Source organism: Sphingopyxis sp. J-6 (genome assembly GCF_046603995.1).
Classification (GTDB): Bacteria; Pseudomonadota; Alphaproteobacteria; order Sphingomonadales; family Sphingomonadaceae; genus Sphingopyxis.
The window spans coordinates 3,277,668-3,296,218 of sequence record NZ_CP145810.1; the positions used below are offsets into that span (position 1 = coordinate 3,277,668).

Here is an 18,551-nt window from a genome sequence, read left to right on the forward strand (position 1 = left end):
AGGGTCAGAAATTCTGGGCATTGCCCGAGGCGCGCCCCACCCGCCGAAGCGGTCGGGTCGCGCCAAAGGATCAGGCCGCCTTTTGCCTTGCGATCCACTGATCGACGCGGCGTTCGAGCAGGTCGAGCGGCGCCTGCCCGCGGCCGAGGATCGTGTCGTGGAAGCCCTTGATATCGAACTTGTCGCCGAGCGCGTCTTCGGCCTTCTTGCGCAGCTTCTCCATCTGGATCATGCCGATCTTGTAGCCGGTCGCCTGCCCCGGCATGATGATGTAGCGCCGTACCTCGGCCTTGATCTGGCCTTCGGAAGCGGCCGAATTTTCGGTGAAATATTTGATCGCCTGATCTTCGGTCCAGCCCTTGGAATGGAGCCCGGTGTCGACGACCAGCCGGATCGCGCGCCAGATCTCGGTCGTCAGGCGGCCAAAGTCCGAATAGGGATCCTTGTAAGCGCCCATCTCCTTACCAAGCTTTTCGGTGTAAAGGCCCCAGCCCTCCTGATAGGCATTGACGTACAGAAATTTGCGGAAGTTCGGAATGTCGGTCAGTTCCTGCGCGATCGCAAAGTTCATGTGATGCCCGGGCAGCGCCTCATGATAGGCGATCACTTCGAGCTGCGGGATCGGCATCGACTTCATGTCGAGCAGATGCGCGTAGAAGACGCCCGGCCGCGATCCGTCGGGGGTCGACATATAATAATGCTGCGCACCGCCGGCGATCTCGCGATACGGTTCGACGCGTTTCACGATCACGTCGGCCTTGGGCAGAATGCCGAAATATTTCGGCAGCTGCTGCTTCATGAAGGCGATGTGCGCGGTCGCCGCGTCGATATATTGCTGCCGCCCCGCATCGGTGTTCGGATAATAGAAACGCGGATCGTCGCGGACGAATTTGAAGAAGTCCTGCAACGTCCCTTTGAAGCCGACCTGCTCCTTGATCTTCTCCATCTCGCCCTTGATCCGCGCGACCTCGTCGAGGCCGATCTGGTGGATCTGTTCGGCGGTGAGGTTGGTCGTCGTCGAACTGACGAGCAGCATGTCGTAATAGGCCTTGCCGTTCGGATTCTTGCCGACCCCGGTCGCGACCGCATCGGCCTTCGGCAACTCGGATTCGAACCAGGCGATCAGCGCCTGATAGGCGGGCAACCATTTCGTGGTGAGTGCCTGCCGCGCGGCTTCTTTATAGGCATCGGCCTTGGCCTGATCGATCTTGCCCGCCTTAACGAGCCCGTCGATTTTCCCGGTGGCATCCGACCAGATCGCGCTGTCGCCCTCGCCGCCGAAGGGCGCGCCGGTGATCAGTGCGCGCGCCTGCCCGATCATGGCTTCATAGGAAAAGCGCGGCACCCGCGACCCTGCCTCGGCATTTTTTTTCGCGATGTCGAGCAATTGCAACTGCGCGCGCGCGACTTCGCCGATCCGCACGATATAGGCGTCCATGTCCGCCACATCGTCGACCTTGTGCACCTGCATCAGAAATTGCGGGATGCGCGTGTGCGGCCCGTACATCTGCTGGAAGACATAATTGTTGCGCCGGAACTTCGCGTAGCCCGCCGCATCCTCATAGCGGTAGATCCAGAGATCGTAGGAAAGCTGCGCGTCCTCGGGCAGTTTGGCGCGGTCGAACTTCGCCTTCATCTCCTCGACCGACCGGCGCTGCCAGTCCATTTTCCGGTCCTCGGCCTCTTCCGAAAAATCGTCGATCTTGTCATAGTCGGTCTTGTCGCCCTGATAGCCGCGCGACATCGGACTGAACGCCATTTCCTCCTCGAATTTCGCGTCGAACCAAGCGTTGAGGCGCGCCGTCTCGGCATCGACCGCTGGCGCTGCCGCGCCGGGCGCCTCGAAGGCAAATGCCGGTGCGCCGCCGAGCCCGGCGAGGACAAGCGCCCCCGCGGCGGCGAGACGGAGCGCCGTCAGGCGTCGGTGCGCCGGCTTGTTCATATGGGTCACATTCACGATCAATCTCCCGTTTATACGATGTCACTGCGGCCGAGCGCGGCCGCCGGTCATTTCTTCGCTTCTTCCTGCTGCAGCAGGCGCGCCTGTTCGCCCATATAGGCGCGGATGGTTTCGGCCTGTTCGGGGGTGATCCAGCGCGCGAAGCTCACCATGCCATTGTCCTTGAGCGCGCCGTCGATGACGATGCTCTTCCAGACCGCAGCGTCGGCGAGCGCGCCCGACCGGCGCAGGTCCGGTGCGGCAAGGCCTTCGTGGCAGGCGGCGCAATTTTCGCCATAGACGATCGCCCCGGCATTGACCTTGTCGGCTGCGAAGCGTTCCTTGGGCGGATTGGCGGGCGCCTGCGTCAGGTCCTGCTGAGGCCAGGCGGCGTTACCGCCGAGCTTGAACACCATGATCCGCCCGTTCGGCTGGCGTATGCGCGGCCTTTTGGTGTCGGGAATCCCCATCGCGCCGCCGCCCTTGCCGACCAGTACCGCGACATATTGCTCGCCGTCGATGCTGTAGCTGACCGGTCCGGCCATGATCCCGACCGGCTGCTTGTAGGTCCAGAGCTTTTTGCCGTTCTTCGCATCGAAGGCGGTAAACTCGCCATGCGCATTGCCCGCAAAGACAAGATCACCCGCGGTCGCCAGCGTGCCGCCGTTGATCATCTCGGGCTGCTCGACGCGCCAGACTTCACGCTGCTTCACCGGATCCCACGCGATCAGTGCGCCCGAGCCGTTCGGCTCCTTTTCGTTGAGCATCACCTGCGCGCCGATATTGAGGCGCCCGGGGCGAAATTTATACGCCGGGTCCTGATCATATTTCAGGCTCCACTGGACGGTCGGGATGTAGACGAGGCCGGTACGCGGGCTGTACGACATCGGCTGCCAATTGTGTCCGCCGACCGACGACGGCTCGATCATCTTCACGCCGTCCTCATAATAGGCGTTGGCGCTCATCACCGGGCGGCCGGTCTTGAGGTCGATATGATCGACCCAGCTCTGCTTCACGAAGGGCTTGGCCGACACGAGCTTCCCGGTTTCGCGGTCGATGAGGTAGAAGAAGCCGTTCTTCGGCGCCTGCATCAACACCCTGCGCTCCTTGCCATCGACCGGCAGCGTCGCGAGCATCATCTGCTGCGTGTGCGTGTAATCCCAGCTATCGCCCGGCGACCCTTGGTAATGCCATTTATATTTGCCGGTATCGGCGTCGAGTGCGACGATCGAGGCAAGGAACAGATTGTCGCCCTTGCCGTCCGAACGGATCCGGCGGTTCCACGGCGAGCCGTTGCCGACCCCCAGATAGACCTGGTCGAAATCGGGGTCGTAGACGATCGAATCCCAGACGGTACCGCCGCCGCCATAATCATACCATTTGCCCGCCCAGCTTTTCACCGCCGTCGCCATGATCGGGTCGGAGGCGGCGCCGTCGGGGCCTTTCGCCGGGTCACCCGGCACGGTGTAGAAACGCCAGACAAGCTTGCCCGTTTCGGTGTCATAAGCGGTGACATAACCGCGCACGCCCAGTTCGGCGCCGCCGTTGCCGATGATCACCTTGTCCTTGAACACGCGCGGCGCGCCGGTGATCGTATAGGGTTTCGAATTGTCGGTGGTCTGCGCCGACCAGATCTGCTTGCCGGTCTTCGCATCGACCGCGATCAGCCGGCCGTCGAAGGTCGCGACGAAGACCTTGCCCTTCCACACCGCAACGCCGCGGCTGACGACGTCGCAGCAGCCATAGACGGCGCGGTCGCCGTCGACCTTCGGATCGAACTGCCAGAGCTCCTTGCCGGTCTTTCCGTCGAGCGCATAAACCTTCGACCAGGCGGTCGAGGTATAGATGACGCCATCGACGACGATCGGCGTCGCTTCCTGCCCGCGGTTGGTGTCGAACTCGAAAGACCAGGCGAGCCCCAGCTTGGCGGCGTTGCCGGCGTTGATCTGGTCGAGCGCGCTATAGCGCTGCTCGAGGAATGTTCCGCCATGTGCCAGCCAGTTTCCCGGCTCGGCGGCCGCGTTCAGCAAGCGTTGCTGGTCGACGCCCTCCGCGCCCTTGCGCGGCCCGAACGACACCAACTGGCTGACGAGGATCGCGACGACGACGAGCGCCGCCGCGATGACGAAATATTTTCCCCGGCCCGACAGGATCTTCATAACGCCCCCAAGCTGTTTTCTGTTTATTGCAACGGAGCGATCAGGCGCCCCACACCTTTTCGAACACGCGCAGCAGGTTGCCGCCGAGCACCTTGCGGATTTCCTCGTCGGTCCAGCCGCGCTCCATCAGCCCTTTGGTAACATTGGGATATTCGGTGACCGTCTCGGTATCCTTGACCATGAACCAGGGCGGATTATTGCTGTAGACATCGCCGGGCCACAGTTCGGGGATGATCGCGACCAGATCCTTGCGGCCCCACATGAAGTCGGAGCCGAGCGCGATATGATCGACGCCGACGAGCTTCTTCATATAGTCATATTGGTCGAGATGCTTTTCGATCCCGACCTGCGCCGTGACCGGTTCGGGCGAGTTGCGCACCCGGGCGTGGAAATCATTGACCTTGGTCAGCCCGATCACTCCGCCGGTCGCGGCGATCGCCTCGATCAGCTTGTCGGTCATGTTGCGGGCATTATCGACCTTCGAGCGCAAATTGGTGTGCGAGCAGATGACCGGCATGCCCTTCGAGATTTCGAGCGCCCCGAACGAGGTCGCCTCCGCCGTATGCCCGCCGACGTCGAGCACCAGCCGCTCCTTGTGGATTTCCTCGACCAGCCGCTTCCCCGCGCGGGTCAGGCCGACCTCGGGGTCGAGCGATCCGCCGCCGAACGGACCCGCGACATTGTAGACGAGACCGACGATGCGGAGCCCAAGCTGCTTGTAGCCGCGCAGATTGCCGATCGCGGGCATGACCGGGTCGCCGTCGCGCACCAGAAATTCGGCCGATTGCCAACCCGACACATGCGCGATCTTGCCCGCCTGGTTCGCGGCGCGAATGTCGCGAACGGTGAGCGCCTGGACGATCCGGTCCGGATGCCGGTCGAGGAAATTATGCAGTTCGACGAAGCTGTCGAACCCGCCGCGGCTCTGGCAAATCACGTCGAGACCGGCCGCCTCCAGCTTGGCGAGATATTCGTCGTTGAGCGTCGAGCCGTCGAGGCCCTCGACCAGCGGCGCCGAATCCTGCAGCTTGCGCGCGTCCTGCACGCTCGCGCGCCGGGCCTGCGCCAGCGCGCCCGGCGCCGCGAACGCGGCCGCCGCGCCCAGCCCTGCCATGAATGCCTCTCTGCGATTCATAATCCCTCTCCTCGTCCAACCATATTGTTTCTCTTGTCCTGCCCGACCGGGCGGCGTCCGCGCCAGCCGGCCCGGCGTTCATAGGCGGCGCCGAGCGCCAGCAGTTTCGCCTCGCTGAACCGTGGTCCTGCGATCGTCAGCCCGATCGGCAGCCCGTCTTTCGACAATCCGCACGGCACGCTGAGCGCCGGTAGCCCGACGAGATTGAAGATCATCGTATTCTCGATCGAGAACAGCGGCTCGACGCCGGGGCCATATTCGGACGCGACGGCAGCTTTCACCGTCGGCGGCAATGTCTTGGTCGTCGGCAGCACCAGCACGTCGAAGCCATCGAATGCCGCGTCGATCGTCCGCTGGCGCTGCGCGATCGAACGGATCATGGCGACATGCTCTCCCAGCTTGCGCGACGGGGACCCGCCCTTCGGATCGTCGAGCATTTCGGTGAGCATCTGCATGATGTTGCGCGTCCGCGTCTGATACGCGCCGGGCCGCTCGGCGAACGGGCGGCTATGGTAGCTCAGCAGATCGGGTGCGGTGAACGCGCCCTCGGGCAGGTCGCCCCATCGGAAGTCGACGTCGCGGACGCTGCCGGCGATCGTCGCGAGGGTCTTGAGCGCAGTGTCGACCGCACCCGCAACCTCGGGATCGAGCCCGTCGAAGAAGGGACGTCGCGGGACGCCGATACGTAGCGCCGAGACCGGACGGCCCGGCACGGCGGCATAATCTTCGCGCGGTCGCTCGACGCTCGCGGGATCGAACGGATCATAGCCGGTCATCGCACCGAGCAGCAACGCCACATCCTCGACCGTCCGCGCGATCGGGCCGATGGTGTCGAGAATTGCGATACCCGGGCCGGCACCACCGTTCGAGACCAGCCCCGCGGTCGGTTTCAGCCCGACCACGCCGCACCATGCCGACGGGATGCGCACCGACCCGCCGCTGTCGGTGCCGAGCGCGCCGAAACACATGCCCGCCGCGACCGCCGCTCCCGAACCGCCCGACGATCCGCCCGAGACATGCTCCTCGTGCCACGGGTTGCGCACCGGGCCATAATGCGAGGTCGCGTTGGTCGGGCTGACTGCAAATTCGGCGAGATTGGCCTTGGCGACGATGATCGCACCCGCCTCCCGCAACCGCCGCACGACATGCGCATCCTGCGCGGGCACATGATCTTTCAGCAGCGCGCTGGCATTGGTCGTCGGCGCGTCGGCGGTATCGATATTATCCTTGAGCGCGATCGGCACGCCATGTAGCCCCGAGCGGAACTTGCCCGCGCGTGCTTCGGCATCGAGCGCCGCCGCCTGCGCCAGCGCCTGTTCGCGCATCGGCGTGATAATCGCATTGATCCGCGGGTTGCGGGCGTCGATCCGGCCAAGGCAGGCCTTCGTCAGATCGCTGGCCGTCAGCGTACCGGCGCGGATTGCACCTGCCGCTTCGGCAATCGTCAGATCGGCAGGATCGCCTGCCGGCGTGTCCGGCGCCGCGGCACGGGACGGGGACGCCAGAAGCGACTGCCCCCCACCCGCCGCCGCCGCGGCCGCAAACAGGAGTTCGCGGCGGTTCATCGCAAAGGCAAATGCCGGCGCCCGAAGGCACCGGCACCTGCATCGGCAAGCATCGGTCTTGAGAGGACCGGATGCGCCACGATCAGAAACTGACCCCGAGATTGACGCCGATCGTCCGCGGCCGCAGCCGGTAGGCACGTCCGGCAGTCGCGCCGAAGATATTGTCGACCCAGGTGAAATCCTTGCGGTTCGTCAGGTTCCGCGCGTAGATTCCAAGCCTGAAATTATCGACCGTCACCCCGGCACTGAGGTCGAAGAGATGGTAATCCCCCGACTTCAGTCCCGTTTCGGTGAAGTTGGTGTAATAGCCGCCGACATAGCTGTAGTCGCCGCGGATATAGGCTTCGTTCTCGCCGATATCGAAGCGCTTCTCGAGCGCCGCCTTGACATTGTGGTCGGCCGAACCCGGCAGGTTGGTGCCCTTGGTACCCAGCCCCGGGACGGTTTCGTCGAGCGTCGATTTCACCCAAGAGGTCGAGAATTCGGCGAACAGCCGGTCGCCGACTTCGCCGAACAGCTCGAACTCGACACCCTTCGATACCGCCTTGCCGGCGTTGAAGTAGAAAGCTTCGCCGCGCGCCAGCGACAGCGCGGGCGAAACCGGGATGCCGGTCCAGTCGGTGTAGAAGCCCGTCAGGCTGCTGCGCAGCCGTCCGTCGGGCGACTGGAACTTGACGCCGACTTCATAGGTATCGACCTTGTCGGGGTCGAGCAGCCCCGGATCGACCGCACGTTCGATCCCGTCGGCAAACTCGACCAGCCCGTCGTTGTCGGCATCGTCCTGGGGCAGGATCGCGCGCTGGAACTGCGGCTGGCGGAAGCCCTGCGCCCATTGTGCATAGAGGAACACCTCGTCGCTGGGCTTGTACGAGACATTCGCCTTCCACAGGAAACCGTCGGTCGTCGCGCTGCGCCCCTCGGCGGTCGTCGGCACGCCGTCGACACGGGCGATCAGGATATCCTGTTCGAACTTGTAATAGCGCCCGCCAACAGTCAGCGTCAGCGAATCGATCGGGGTCAGTGAGGCCTCGCCGAACGCCGCGAACTGCTTTTGCTTGTTCTTGTTGTCCGCCGTCTCGCGCGGCGCGCTCGCCGGCGGCGGGTTCGCGGTGCCGGTATAGCGGGTGAACGCATCGGCTTTTGTCTTGCGCTCCTCATAATAGAGGCCGCTGATGACCTGGAACGGCCCGTCGAATTTCGATGCGAAGCGGAATTCGTTGACGAACAATTCCTTGTCGGCGTTGGTCACCGAAGCGACCGCGAGCAGCGTCGGATCGGCAAAACCGAAGAAGCTGAAATCGATGTCGTTGCGGCCGCGGCTCTTGATCAGCGAGGTCGAATTGAGGAACGACCCGAAGCCCGCGTCATATTCGACGACGAGGTTGCTGATGTTGAGGTCCATGTTCACATAGCCGTTGCGGCCGCCATTCTCGCCGACCCGCACGCGCGCCTGCTGATAGGCACCGGGCAAGGCAAGCTGCACTTCGCGGAAGCCGTCCTGCCGCAACGCCTGATAGGCGTGCGACAGCGTGATCGACAGATCGTCGACCGGCCGCCACAGGATGCTGCCACGCACGCCGGTGATCGTCTCGCTGCCCGAATGCTTGTCGTCGCGCGCGACGGCACCGATCGCCACCGCATCCTCGACTTCCTGCGTCGGATCGCTGGCGGCGGTGTTGTTGATGTAACCGTCGTTGAACATGCGATAGGCGACGACGCGAATGCCGAGCTTGTCTTCGATCAGCGGCGCGTTGACGACGCCTTCGAGCGCATAATTATGGCTGCCGCTGCGGCCGGTGTGCGAATAGCCGGCGGTCAGGCTGCCTTCGACATCGCGCAGGTTCGGGGCGTTGGGGATGACGCGGACGGTACCGCCCATCGACCCCGACCCGTATAGCGTGCCCTGCGGACCGCGCAGCACCTCGACCCGGCTGATATCGACCATCTTGAGATCGGAGTTGCCGGCGCCATTGCCGTTGAGCGGCGGCCCGAGGCCCGTCACGGGCACTTCGCCGAAATAGCTGCCCACCGGCGTGTTCGCCGAAAGCTGGTCGGCCTGGCCGATGCCGCGAATGGTGATCGTGTTCTGGCCGGCGCCGCGGTCGGCGAAGCTGACACCGGGCAGCGAAGCGAGATAATCCTCCATGCCGACGAGATTGCGCTTTTCGATCGCGTCGCTGCCGAGCACGCTGACCGCCGCGGGGGTTTCCTGAAGCGTCGTCTCGCGGCGCGTTGCAGTGACGATGATGTCGGTGCTGGTAGCGCCGGCGTCTTCGCGGGCTTCCTGCGCTGCGGCACCCTGAACCGGGCCGAGCAATGCAACGGATGACAAGAGCGCCAGCAGCACCCTTCGGCACGAAATGGCGGAGCCCGAAATTGCGGGAGAATCATATTCGGTAATCATGGCAACCCCTTAAATTTAAATATTTACGACAAAAATAGTTCCCGCATTCATCATCACTATTTAAAGAACTAATTCTGAAGTTATATTTTATTATTATCTTATAATATAAATTCAAACTATGCTGACGATGCCTCCTATCGGTTTCATATTTTGAAGAACGCGAAGTTTTTCTCTTTTATTTGGCCCACAGCATCAAGGCTGGGCGGCGCGCGGTAAACCGGGCGCGAGCCCAATTAGGAATGTTTCGGTTTGCCCGAGCAAACCAATAATGCTCGTCCACAGGGGTAGCCCTTCTCATGCTTCTGCCCGACACCTGCATTCCTCAAGACGCGCAGGCCCAAAATGCGGACACCTAGAAAATCTAGGTGTCTCCCCCAGAATTGGCCATGTCGACAGACGGTTTCACTTCTGTAGACCAGCCTGTTGATGAACCGAGCCAATCGGGAATCGGGGAAGGTAGAAAATGATCCATCACATATCGAAGCGGCAGGTCTGCTGATGCTGCGCGAAACGCCCAATCTCGACTGGCTGCGCGTCTTCGCCGAAACGGCCGCGACCGAAAGCTTCGCCCTTGCGGCAGCGCGTCTGGGTGTCACTCCGGGCGCCGTGAGCCAGCGGATCAAGGCGCTGGAAGCCTTTCTGCGTATCGATCTGTTCCAGCGCTATCCGCAGGGCGTGAAGCTGACAGAGGCCGGGAAACGCTATGCGCAGCGGGTTGCCCCGGCGCTCGACCAGCTCACCACCGCGACGCGCGAGATTACGTCGACCAGCACATCGAAGTCGGTGCGCGTCACCATGCTGCCCTCGCTCGCCCAGCTCTGGCTCGGCCCGCGGATGGAGGAATTTCACGCGCTCGAAACGAACACGACCGTCGAAATCTGGGCCGACCCGACGATCATCGACCTGCGCACCTCGAACTTCGACATGGCGATCCGCTATGGCAAGCCGCCCTTCCCCGGCTGCGACTATCGCGAACTCTTCTTCGACGAGCTGGTCCCCGTGGCGAGCCCCAAGCTGATCGAAAGCGCGACGTTCGACGAACAGGGGCTACCCATCGGCGCGTCGCTGATGATCGATCCCTATTGGGAGCATGACTTTGCCGACTGGATCGCGCGTACCGGTTCGACTGCGCCGAAGGCATTGAAGACCCAGACCTTTTCGCTCTATTCGATGACGGTCGATGCCACCTTGCAGGGGCGCGGCTTCATGATCGGCCATACCGCACTGCTGGGCGAATTACTGAGAACGGGGCAGTTGCAGACGCTGTCGGACAGACGGGTGCCATCGGCGAACCAATTCTACCTGCTGACGAAGACAGCGACCCCGCTGACCGCCGCGGCGCAAACCTTCGTCGACTGGCTTCTCGAACAGGCGAGGCCCGGCGTCGCCTGAACCGCCGGGCGCTGCGAACGCGCCATGGAGGTCGGCTTCGGCCGGTTAGCAGCATCGACCTTTCGAAACCCCCGTTTGCGTCGAGCGCAGTCGAGACGCCCCTCGGCTGGGCGCTATGTCGATGGGTGTCTCGACTTCGCTCGACACAAGCGGAATCAGGGTAGGTCCGCTCACCACCCCACGCCATAGCGCGCTCGAATTGGTAACGCTGCACCCCGAAAAGCACCGCCCCCGCGCCTGGGGGAGAGACCTGGCGCGGGGGCGACTCTTGACCGGTTGCGGGAGACGACCGGTTAGTTGCGGACGAAGTGCAGCGTCTGGAACTTCTTGCGGAACGCCGTTGCGCGGTCGCGAACGGAAGCCGGATTGTCGGCGGTCAGTGCTTCGACGATGATGCTCGCCAGTTCGGGCATATCGTTGGTCGTCATGCCCCAGCGCACGATTTCGGGCGTTCCCATGCGGAGGCCGTTGAAACCGCCGGCAACGGGCTCGATCGGCAGGCCGATGCCCGAGGCGAGGATATTCGCCTCGCGCAGGCGCAGCGCGCCCTGATGACCGCCGCCGAAGCTTTCGGCGCGCAGCGCGAACTGCTGCGACGAGGTAATACCGCGCGAGGTTTTGAAGACCGGCAGGCCCTGCTCGTCGAGCAGTTCGGCCAGCGTCGATGCCGTCGCCGCCATTTCCTTGGCATAGGCAGCGCCATATTCCTTCCAGTCGAGCAGCGCGAGCGCCAGCGACGCGGTCTTCGCGACGTCGAAATTCGCGGTCAGGCCGGGATAGGCGATCTTGTCGATCCGCTCGGCAAGCGTCGCGTCGTTCGTCATCAACAGGCCCGAAGGCGGGCCACCGAGGCTCTTGTAGGTGCTGCATCCCATCAGATGCGCGCCCTCTTCGAGCGGCTGCTGCCACGCCTTGCCGGCGATCATGCCGCAGAGGTGCGCGGCGTCGAATAGGACATAGGCACCGACCTCGTCGGCGATCGCGCGGATTTCGCGGATCGGATGGTGCCACAGATTGAGGCTACCGCCGATCGTGATCAGCTTCGGCCGCACCTGCCGCGCCAAGTCGGCGAGCGCCGCGACGTCGACGGTGAAATTATCGGCGTCGACGGGGGCGGTGTGCACTTTCAGACCGTAAAGGCCCGCTGCGCCGGCGGTGTGGTGCGTGACATGGCCACCGATCGTGTCGGGCGGCGCGATGATCGCGTCGCCGGGCTTGCACGTCGCCATGAAGGTGTAAAGGTTGGCCATCGCGCCCGACGCGAGGCGGAATTCGACATATTTCGCGCCGAAGACCTCGGCTGCGACCTCGGCCGCCAGCACTTCGATCTGCTCGATCGCCTCAAGCCCCATTTCATATTTCGCGCCCGGGTAACCGAGCGAGGGGCGGCTGCCGAGCCCGCTCGAGAGCAGCGCTTCGGCGCGCGGGTTCATCGCGTTCGTCGCCGGATTGAGGTTGATCGCGCCGACATCGTGGATCTGGCGATTTTCCTCGACCAGTTCCGCCAGCCGCGCATCGACGGCATCCGAAGAACTGCCGGCCACCTTGGCAGCAACGCTCTGGATCAGATCTTCGCTTGCTTCGCCTACCCAGGGTCGCCGCGCCAACATCGTCATAATCAATATCCCCTCAGGACGAGCCGCGCACCGATGCGCGCGGCTCGCCGCAGTCAAAATTCAAAAAAATGCTTGAAGGTGCCTCAGGCGACCTTTTCGAGCAGGCAATCATCCTCGATCGCCTGAACCGGGGTCAGGTCGCGATGATGGAAATGATCCTTGCGATCGAACTTGGTGTGCGCATTCTCGACCGGGTTGAGGATCAGCGAGAAGATGCTGCGGTTCCACGGCGACATGTTCGGCGGCGAGCCATGGACGAGGCAGTCGCCAAAGATCAGCGCCGTACCGGCCTTGCCGGTCGCCGCGACGAGCGGGCAGGTCTCGGCGATTTCCTTGATCTTCTCCTGTTCGACGACCCACAGCGCGAAGCTCGTCGACACGGTGTCGTGCCAGGTCGCGACGCTGCCGAACTTGTGCGAGCCCTTGAAGAAATAGAGCGGGCCGTTGAATTCGGTCACATCGTCGAGGAAGATGTGGAGGTTCAGCGCCAGCGGCTGCGGCACGCCGTCATCATGGTGATGCGTCGAGAAATCCTGGTGCCACTGCCACTGATCGCCATCGAACGCCGCCTTGACGTTGATCTTTGCCTGCTGGGCATAAAGCTCCGGGCCGGCGATCTGCTGCGCGGGCTCGACGAGGCGCGGATGGCGGATCAACCGGTCGAACAGTTCGTCACGAAGGTGCAAACCCATCGCCGTGCGGACGACACCGCTCTTCTTTTCGCGGATGTTCGCCGGGTCTTCCTGTTCGAAGACGCGGTTCATCGCCTCGCGGATTTCGGCGATTTCCTCTGCCGAGAAGAGGTCGGGAATAACCAGAAAGCCATTTTCCTGATATTCGTCCAAGAGTTCCTGCGAAAGCTTCATAGCTCTACTCCACGGTCCTTATTGCCTGCGTTGATGCCCAATGCCGGGTTCGTGCCCGACATTTTTCGTTGTTCCCATATTTCGGATCAGTCGGTTGCATTCGCAAACCAATAATTTTCACTCACAGCGTTAGCGATTCTAGCTCTTTGCGCATGCTCCCACCAAATACTCGCGGAACCGGCCCGACGGGCCAGCAGCGAACGGATCGATAGCTACCGCGAACCTGATTTATCGAGGATATTTTCCGCAAGCAGCGATAGAATTTCTGATAAATCTCGATATCGGGAAATCCATGACAATATCGATCACGAATTTCGCCGCAATATCTCTCCCATTCGCGGTACGAAGCACGACGTTATTCAGGATAATGGGGTCGCATCCTAAATAAGGAGGCACCGTGCAGCATTATTTCTTTCGGCCACGCAAAGCCTTCGCATATAAACATATGCTGCTGACGAAGAGCGCCTGTCCGGAACCGGTCAGGCTGAAATAACGCCTATCTCTTCAGCCAGCGGTCGTACCAAGCGATGTTGCTGCGCATCCGGTGCACAAGATAGCTCGGCACCGTAAGCCCGTGATTTTCGCCGGGATAGACGATCAACTTCGTCGGTACGCCACGTGTCTTGAGCGCAAGGTACATTTGCTCGGCACCGACGCACGGCACATTGTCGTCGGCGTCGGCACACTGGAACAGGGTCGGCGCGGTGATCCGTTCGGGATGGAGAAAGGGATAGCCCAGCTTACGCCAGACCTCGAAATTCTCCCACGGGGTCCCGAGCTCGAGGATATATTCGCGCGCATACATGTCGACGCCGAAGGTCGCCAGCACGTTGGCAACCCCTGCCCCCGACACCGCCGCCTTGATGCGTTTATCGCTGGCGATCATGTAATCGGTGAGGATGCCGCCATAGCTCCAGCCGCCGACACCGATGCGGTCGGGATCGGCGACGCCGATATCGATCGCATGGCTGATCCCGGCGCTGATGTCCTTGACGTCGAGGTTGCCCCAGTCGGCATAGATGGCGCGCGAAAAATCGAAACCGCGTCCCGACGAGCCGCGCGGATTGATCTTGAGCACCCCATAGCCCGCCGCGGCATAGAGCCGCGCGTCGATGTCGAACTCATGGCTGTGCTGGTAAACGGGTCCGCCATGCAGGTCGGCGATCAGCGGGTAGCGCTTCGCCGGGTCATAATCGGGCGGCAGGGTCAGGAAACCGTGGATTTCCGTATCGCCGCTCTTGAACGCGACATCCTGGATCGGGCCCAGCGCCCGCATTTTCAGCCAGTCGTTGTGATGCGTCAGCGCGCGCATGTCGCCGACCGCCTTGATCTCGGCCGGACTGCTCGCGTCGGTGTCGAGCACCGCGATCCGGCCGTTCGTGGCGACAGCATAGTCGTAGCCGAGCCGCGCGCCTTCGGTCAGATAGGTGATCGCGCTGGTGCCCGGATCGATCTTTGCCAGCCAGGTGTCGCGATCCTGCTCGATCAGCGCGATCAACTGGCCGTCGGGGGTCCAGCGCGGATGATAGAACCAGCGGTCGATCCGCGCCGGCCGCACCGTCGTGCCGTCGATGACGTCGGCAACGACCATCTGCGGTGACCCATAATAGATCCACTTGTCCTCGGCGCCTTCGAGCCACACGAGCTTTTGCGAATCCGGCGACCAGGCGGGCCCCGAGCCCCAGTCGGGATCGCCGTCGGCGCCCGGCGAGGTGCTGATCCGGCGCGGTTCGCCGCCTTCGGGCGCGACGACGAAAATATCGTAGTTCAGCGTCCGGTCGCCGTCGCCATGATCCTTGGCGGTATAGGCGATCCATTTGCCGTCGGGCGACCAGGCCGGATGCCAGTGGTCGCGCGCGCCGGCGGTGACCTGCGTCGCTTTGCCGGTCGCGATATCGACGACGAACAATTGCTGGGTGCGGTCATCGAGATAACCGCGGCCGTCCTGCTTGAAGAAGAAGCGCTCGGTCTCGACCGGCGGTGGCGTCTTCGCCTTGCTGCCGACATGCTTGCCGATCTCCGCCACCACCACGGCGCGCTTGCCGTCGGGCGACAGCGCATAGTCGCTGATTCCGCCCGCAATCGTCGTCACCTGCCGCACCGCGCCGCCGCCCGCGGGCATGCGCCAAAGCTGCGTATTCTCGTCTTCCTCTTCCTTCGTGTCGTCAGGATCGGCGCCCGGCTTTTTCTGCGCGCCCGCGTCGCTCAGGAACAGGATCGTCTTGCCGTCGGCGCTGTAGCGCGGCTGCCATTCGCTCGTCGCGGGGGTCCTGGTGAGTTGGACGGGCGCGCCGCCTTCCCACGGCACCGTCCACAAATCGCTCTTTTCGGCATCGAGCTTGGTGTCGTTGACCGCGACGCTATAGGCGATCCGGCTGCCGTCGGGCGAAAAGCTGGGCCCTGCAACATCGGCGAGCTTGTGGATATCCTCGAGCGTGACCGGCGCCGATTGTGCCGCGGCAACCCCCGGCATCGCGCCAAGCGCAGCGCCCGCGAGAATGAGTGTCCGCATTCGCCCCTGCCTCACTTCGCTGCCCCCAGCGCGACTTTCACGCCCGTATAGAAATAGCGGCCCATCGCCGAAACCGGATAGCTTGCGTATCCGAAAGCCGGCTTTTCGTCGAAGAGGTTGTTGACGCCCGCATAGACGTTGAAGCGGTCGCCGACATCGATGCCGACCTGCAGGTCATGCTCCCACTTCTCCTTCACCTTGAAGAAGCGCGGGTCGCTGTAATCGGGATCGCCCGCCAGATCTTCGGCGACGAAACGGTCGGTCTTGCTGAACCAGGTGATGCCATAGGCGACGGTTACCGGTCCCTTTTGCCAGTTGAGATCGAAACTGGCGCTATACTTCGGAATATATTGCTCGCCGCGGTCGGAATCGAGCGTTGCACCCGGGCTGGCGACGAATTCCAGCCGGTCGAGATAATTGCCGACGAGCGAGATGTTGAAGGTGCCGAGATTATCGGTGCGCAAGCGATAGGCGAGCGTCAGGTCGAGCCCGGCGGTCCGGAAACCCGCGACATTGTCGGGCTTGACGTTGAAACCGATGATATAGCCGGTATCCGGGTCGCGGGTGATGCCCGGGCAGAACTGGTTGTCCAGCGTTGGCTGGTCGACGCATAGCTCTGCCAGTTCCTCGGCCTGCGGCGTGTTGATCGCGTCCTTGATCTTGATGTCGTACCAGTCGGCGGACAGGCTGAATCCGGGAAGGAAGCTCGGCCGCAGCACGACGCCCGCGGTCCATGTCTTCGCGGTTTCCTCGCGCAGGTTCACATTGCCGCCCGCCAGCCCTTCGGTGAAGACACTTGCCTGGGGGGTACTCGACGGGCTGAAGGTGGTCGGATCGACGCCGAGCGCGGTCAGCAGCGCGGCGCAATTCGCTTCGCGGTTCGCGGTGCCGTTGTTCGTTTCCGCCGTGTCGCACGGATCGACGATAAAGTTGTACGACGAGCTCGCGGGCGCAAAAAGCTCGGCGATGTTCGGGGCGCGCACCGCCTGCGAATAGGTCGCGCGGAACGAGATGTCGCGCACCGGGGCATAGACGCCATCGACCTTCCACGTCGTCGTGTTGCCGATCGTGCTGTAATCGGAAAAGCGGATTGCGGCGCCGAACGACAGGAGGTGCGCGAATGGCATTTCCTTCAGCAGCGGCACGTTGAGTTCGCCGAACGCTTCCTTGACCGTGAAGCCGCCCGACGCGGGCTGAACCGCGCCCGCCCAGGTCAGCCCGGCCGAAATCGCCGGATCGGGATCGAAACGGCTGCGTTCGCGGCGATATTCGCCGCCGATCGCGAAGCCGATAGGCCCGCCGGGAAGCTCGAACAGCGCCCCGAAATCGCCCGAGATCGAGCCCGAGACGACCTGCTGAGTCACCTTCGAGAAGCTGATGCTGTCGGTCGTCACGAAATCGATCGCCGCGGGATCGCGGACATTCTCGCCATAGATATTATAGGGGATGCAGCCGTCGAGTTCGGACGGCGCGTCCGGGTCGAGGCTCGACCGGCAGACGGGCAGACCGGTGTCGGGGTCGGTGACCACATCGATCGCCGCCTGCCACTGCGCCTCCAGCCGGTTACCGCGCGACAGCACGCGCGTCTTCGTCTGGCCATAGACATAGGACAGCTCATATTTCGCATGCTCGGAGATCGCGCCATTGGCGCCGATCACGCCGCGCAGCGTCTTGCGCGTCACATCTTCGGTGTTGATGCCCATGTCGAAATTGTCGCGGGTGATCAGCACCCCGTCGGGCGTGTCGGGATCCTCGAAATATTCGGCCGCTGCGCCGGGGACGATCGCATCGCGGATCGACTGCGGCATGAACGGGTTCTCGGCGGTCTGGAAAAGGTAGAAATCATAATTGGGCTGCGACAGGCTGCGCGTCCGGGTGCGAACATATTTGCCCTCGGCGAACAGATTGAACGCGTCGCTGAATTCATAATGGCCGAGCGCATTGACGAGATGCCGCTCGATACCGGGGAACAGGTCGCCCTGATAGCCGTCGACCGGCGTGCTCGACCCGCCCTGCGTATAGCCGCCCGATTCCTCGAGCACGAGGCCGCGGTCGTAGATGCGGCCATTGCCCTCGAAATCGGCGGCAAAATCGAAATCGACGTCGACCGCGCCGAAGCGCGAACTGTCGGCATAGCGAACGTCGTTATAGACGATATTGTCGGGGATATTCGGGTCGTCTGGAATGTCGCCCTGGTTGCGATAGAGGTTCGCCGCCACCGGATTGCGCAGATAGGGCCGGTCCTGATCCGACACCCGCGCGTCGCGATTATATTCATAGGCGATGGCGATATTGCCGCGGCCTTCGGCGAAATTCTTGCCCCAGGTCAGCGCGCCGAACTGGTTGCCGCCATCGCCATATTCCGAAATGCCGATCTGCCCGCGCGCGGTCAGCCCCTCGAAATCATGCTTCAGCCGGAAATTGACCACCCCCGACACGCCGTCGGCGCCATAGATTGCTGAGGCACCGCCGGTGAGCACGTCGACCGTCTCGACAAGGTCGGTCGGGATCGCGTTGATGTCGACCGCCGCCGACCCCGCCAGCCCCGATACATGGCGGCGGCCGTCGACAAGCACCAAAGTGCGATCGGTGCCAAGGTTGCGCAGGTTGAGGAGGTCGAGCCCCGCCTCGCCGAAATCGGGGTTCGAGCCGCCGGTCAGGTCCCCGGTGCGCGAGCCGACCAGCGCCGGGCTCTGGACGAGGAAATCGGCGAGGCTGGTCTGCCCCGACTGTTCGATCGTTGCCGCCGAATAGGAGGTGACGGGGTTGGCGAAATCGAGCTCGGGCCGTGCGATGCGGGTACCGGTTACGACGATTTCTTCGCGGGGGGTGTCGCTGCTACCTTCGTCCGCCTGATCGGATGCGGGCGGCGGTTCCTGCTGGGCAATCGCGGGCGTGATCCAGCTGGCACCGGCCAGCAGGGCGGACATAGCAAGCACAGGCTTCATCGGACGCAACCCCCT

The 18,551-nt window shown here is 63.1% G+C and carries 10 protein-coding genes; 1 reads left to right on the forward strand and 9 read right to left on the reverse strand.

The window, feature by feature from the left end; translation table 11 throughout:
- Positions 1-70 precede the first annotated feature (70 nt).
- From V6U71_RS15735 to V6U71_RS15755, 5 genes are all read right to left on the reverse strand, one after another.
- Positions 71-1,957, reverse strand: coding sequence for a DUF885 domain-containing protein (locus V6U71_RS15735; RefSeq protein WP_411339331.1), 1,887 nt, complete (start codon positions 1,955-1,957; stop codon positions 71-73).
- A 50-nt stretch (positions 1,958-2,007) separates the two neighbouring features.
- On the reverse strand, positions 2,008-4,098 hold the full coding sequence (locus tag V6U71_RS15740) for a PQQ-dependent dehydrogenase, methanol/ethanol family (protein ID WP_411339332.1): 2,091 nt from the start codon (positions 4,096-4,098) through the stop codon (positions 2,008-2,010).
- Between the two features lie 40 nt (positions 4,099-4,138).
- Positions 4,139-5,233 carry a dipeptidase gene (locus tag V6U71_RS15745; protein ID WP_411339333.1) on the reverse strand — a complete coding sequence of 365 codons (1,095 nt, stop codon included), beginning with the start codon at positions 5,231-5,233 and terminating at the stop codon, positions 4,139-4,141.
- Positions 5,230-6,798, reverse strand: a complete 1,569-nt coding sequence (locus V6U71_RS15750; RefSeq protein WP_411339334.1) for an amidase — start codon at positions 6,796-6,798, stop codon at positions 5,230-5,232. Before V6U71_RS15750 ends, V6U71_RS15745 begins: the two co-directional genes overlap by 4 nt.
- 82 nt (positions 6,799-6,880) lie before the next feature.
- Positions 6,881-9,202, reverse strand: a complete 2,322-nt coding sequence (locus V6U71_RS15755; RefSeq protein ID WP_411339335.1) for a TonB-dependent receptor — start codon at positions 9,200-9,202, stop codon at positions 6,881-6,883.
- Positions 9,203-9,700: 498 nt separating this feature from the next.
- On the opposite strand from V6U71_RS15755, the gene V6U71_RS15760 reads away from it, so the two are divergent.
- Positions 9,701-10,594 (forward strand): LysR substrate-binding domain-containing protein, encoded by an 894-nt coding sequence (locus V6U71_RS15760; protein ID WP_411339336.1) that lies wholly within the window; start codon positions 9,701-9,703, stop codon positions 10,592-10,594.
- Positions 10,595-10,887: 293 nt separating this feature from the next.
- Here V6U71_RS15760 and glyA read toward each other — a convergent pair whose 3' ends face one another.
- The 4 genes from glyA to V6U71_RS15780 all read right to left on the reverse strand — a co-directional run bounded on the left by glyA (position 10,888) and on the right by V6U71_RS15780 (position 18,518).
- The gene (gene glyA, locus V6U71_RS15765) at positions 10,888-12,210 is read right to left on the reverse strand and encodes a serine hydroxymethyltransferase (RefSeq protein WP_411339337.1); all 1,323 of its coding nucleotides are present in this window, start codon (positions 12,208-12,210) and stop codon (positions 10,888-10,890) included.
- An 83-nt stretch (positions 12,211-12,293) separates the two neighbouring features.
- On the reverse strand, positions 12,294-13,076 hold the full coding sequence (locus V6U71_RS15770; protein ID WP_054730873.1) for a phytanoyl-CoA dioxygenase family protein: 783 nt from the start codon (positions 13,074-13,076) through the stop codon (positions 12,294-12,296).
- 496 nt (positions 13,077-13,572) lie between these two features.
- The gene (locus tag V6U71_RS15775) at positions 13,573-15,588 is read right to left on the reverse strand and encodes a S9 family peptidase (protein WP_411339338.1); all 2,016 of its coding nucleotides are present in this window, start codon (positions 15,586-15,588) and stop codon (positions 13,573-13,575) included.
- Positions 15,589-15,599: 11 nt separating this feature from the next.
- Positions 15,600-18,518, reverse strand: a complete 2,919-nt coding sequence (locus V6U71_RS15780; RefSeq protein WP_411339339.1) for a TonB-dependent receptor plug domain-containing protein — start codon at positions 18,516-18,518, stop codon at positions 15,600-15,602.
- Positions 18,519-18,551 lie beyond the last annotated feature (33 nt).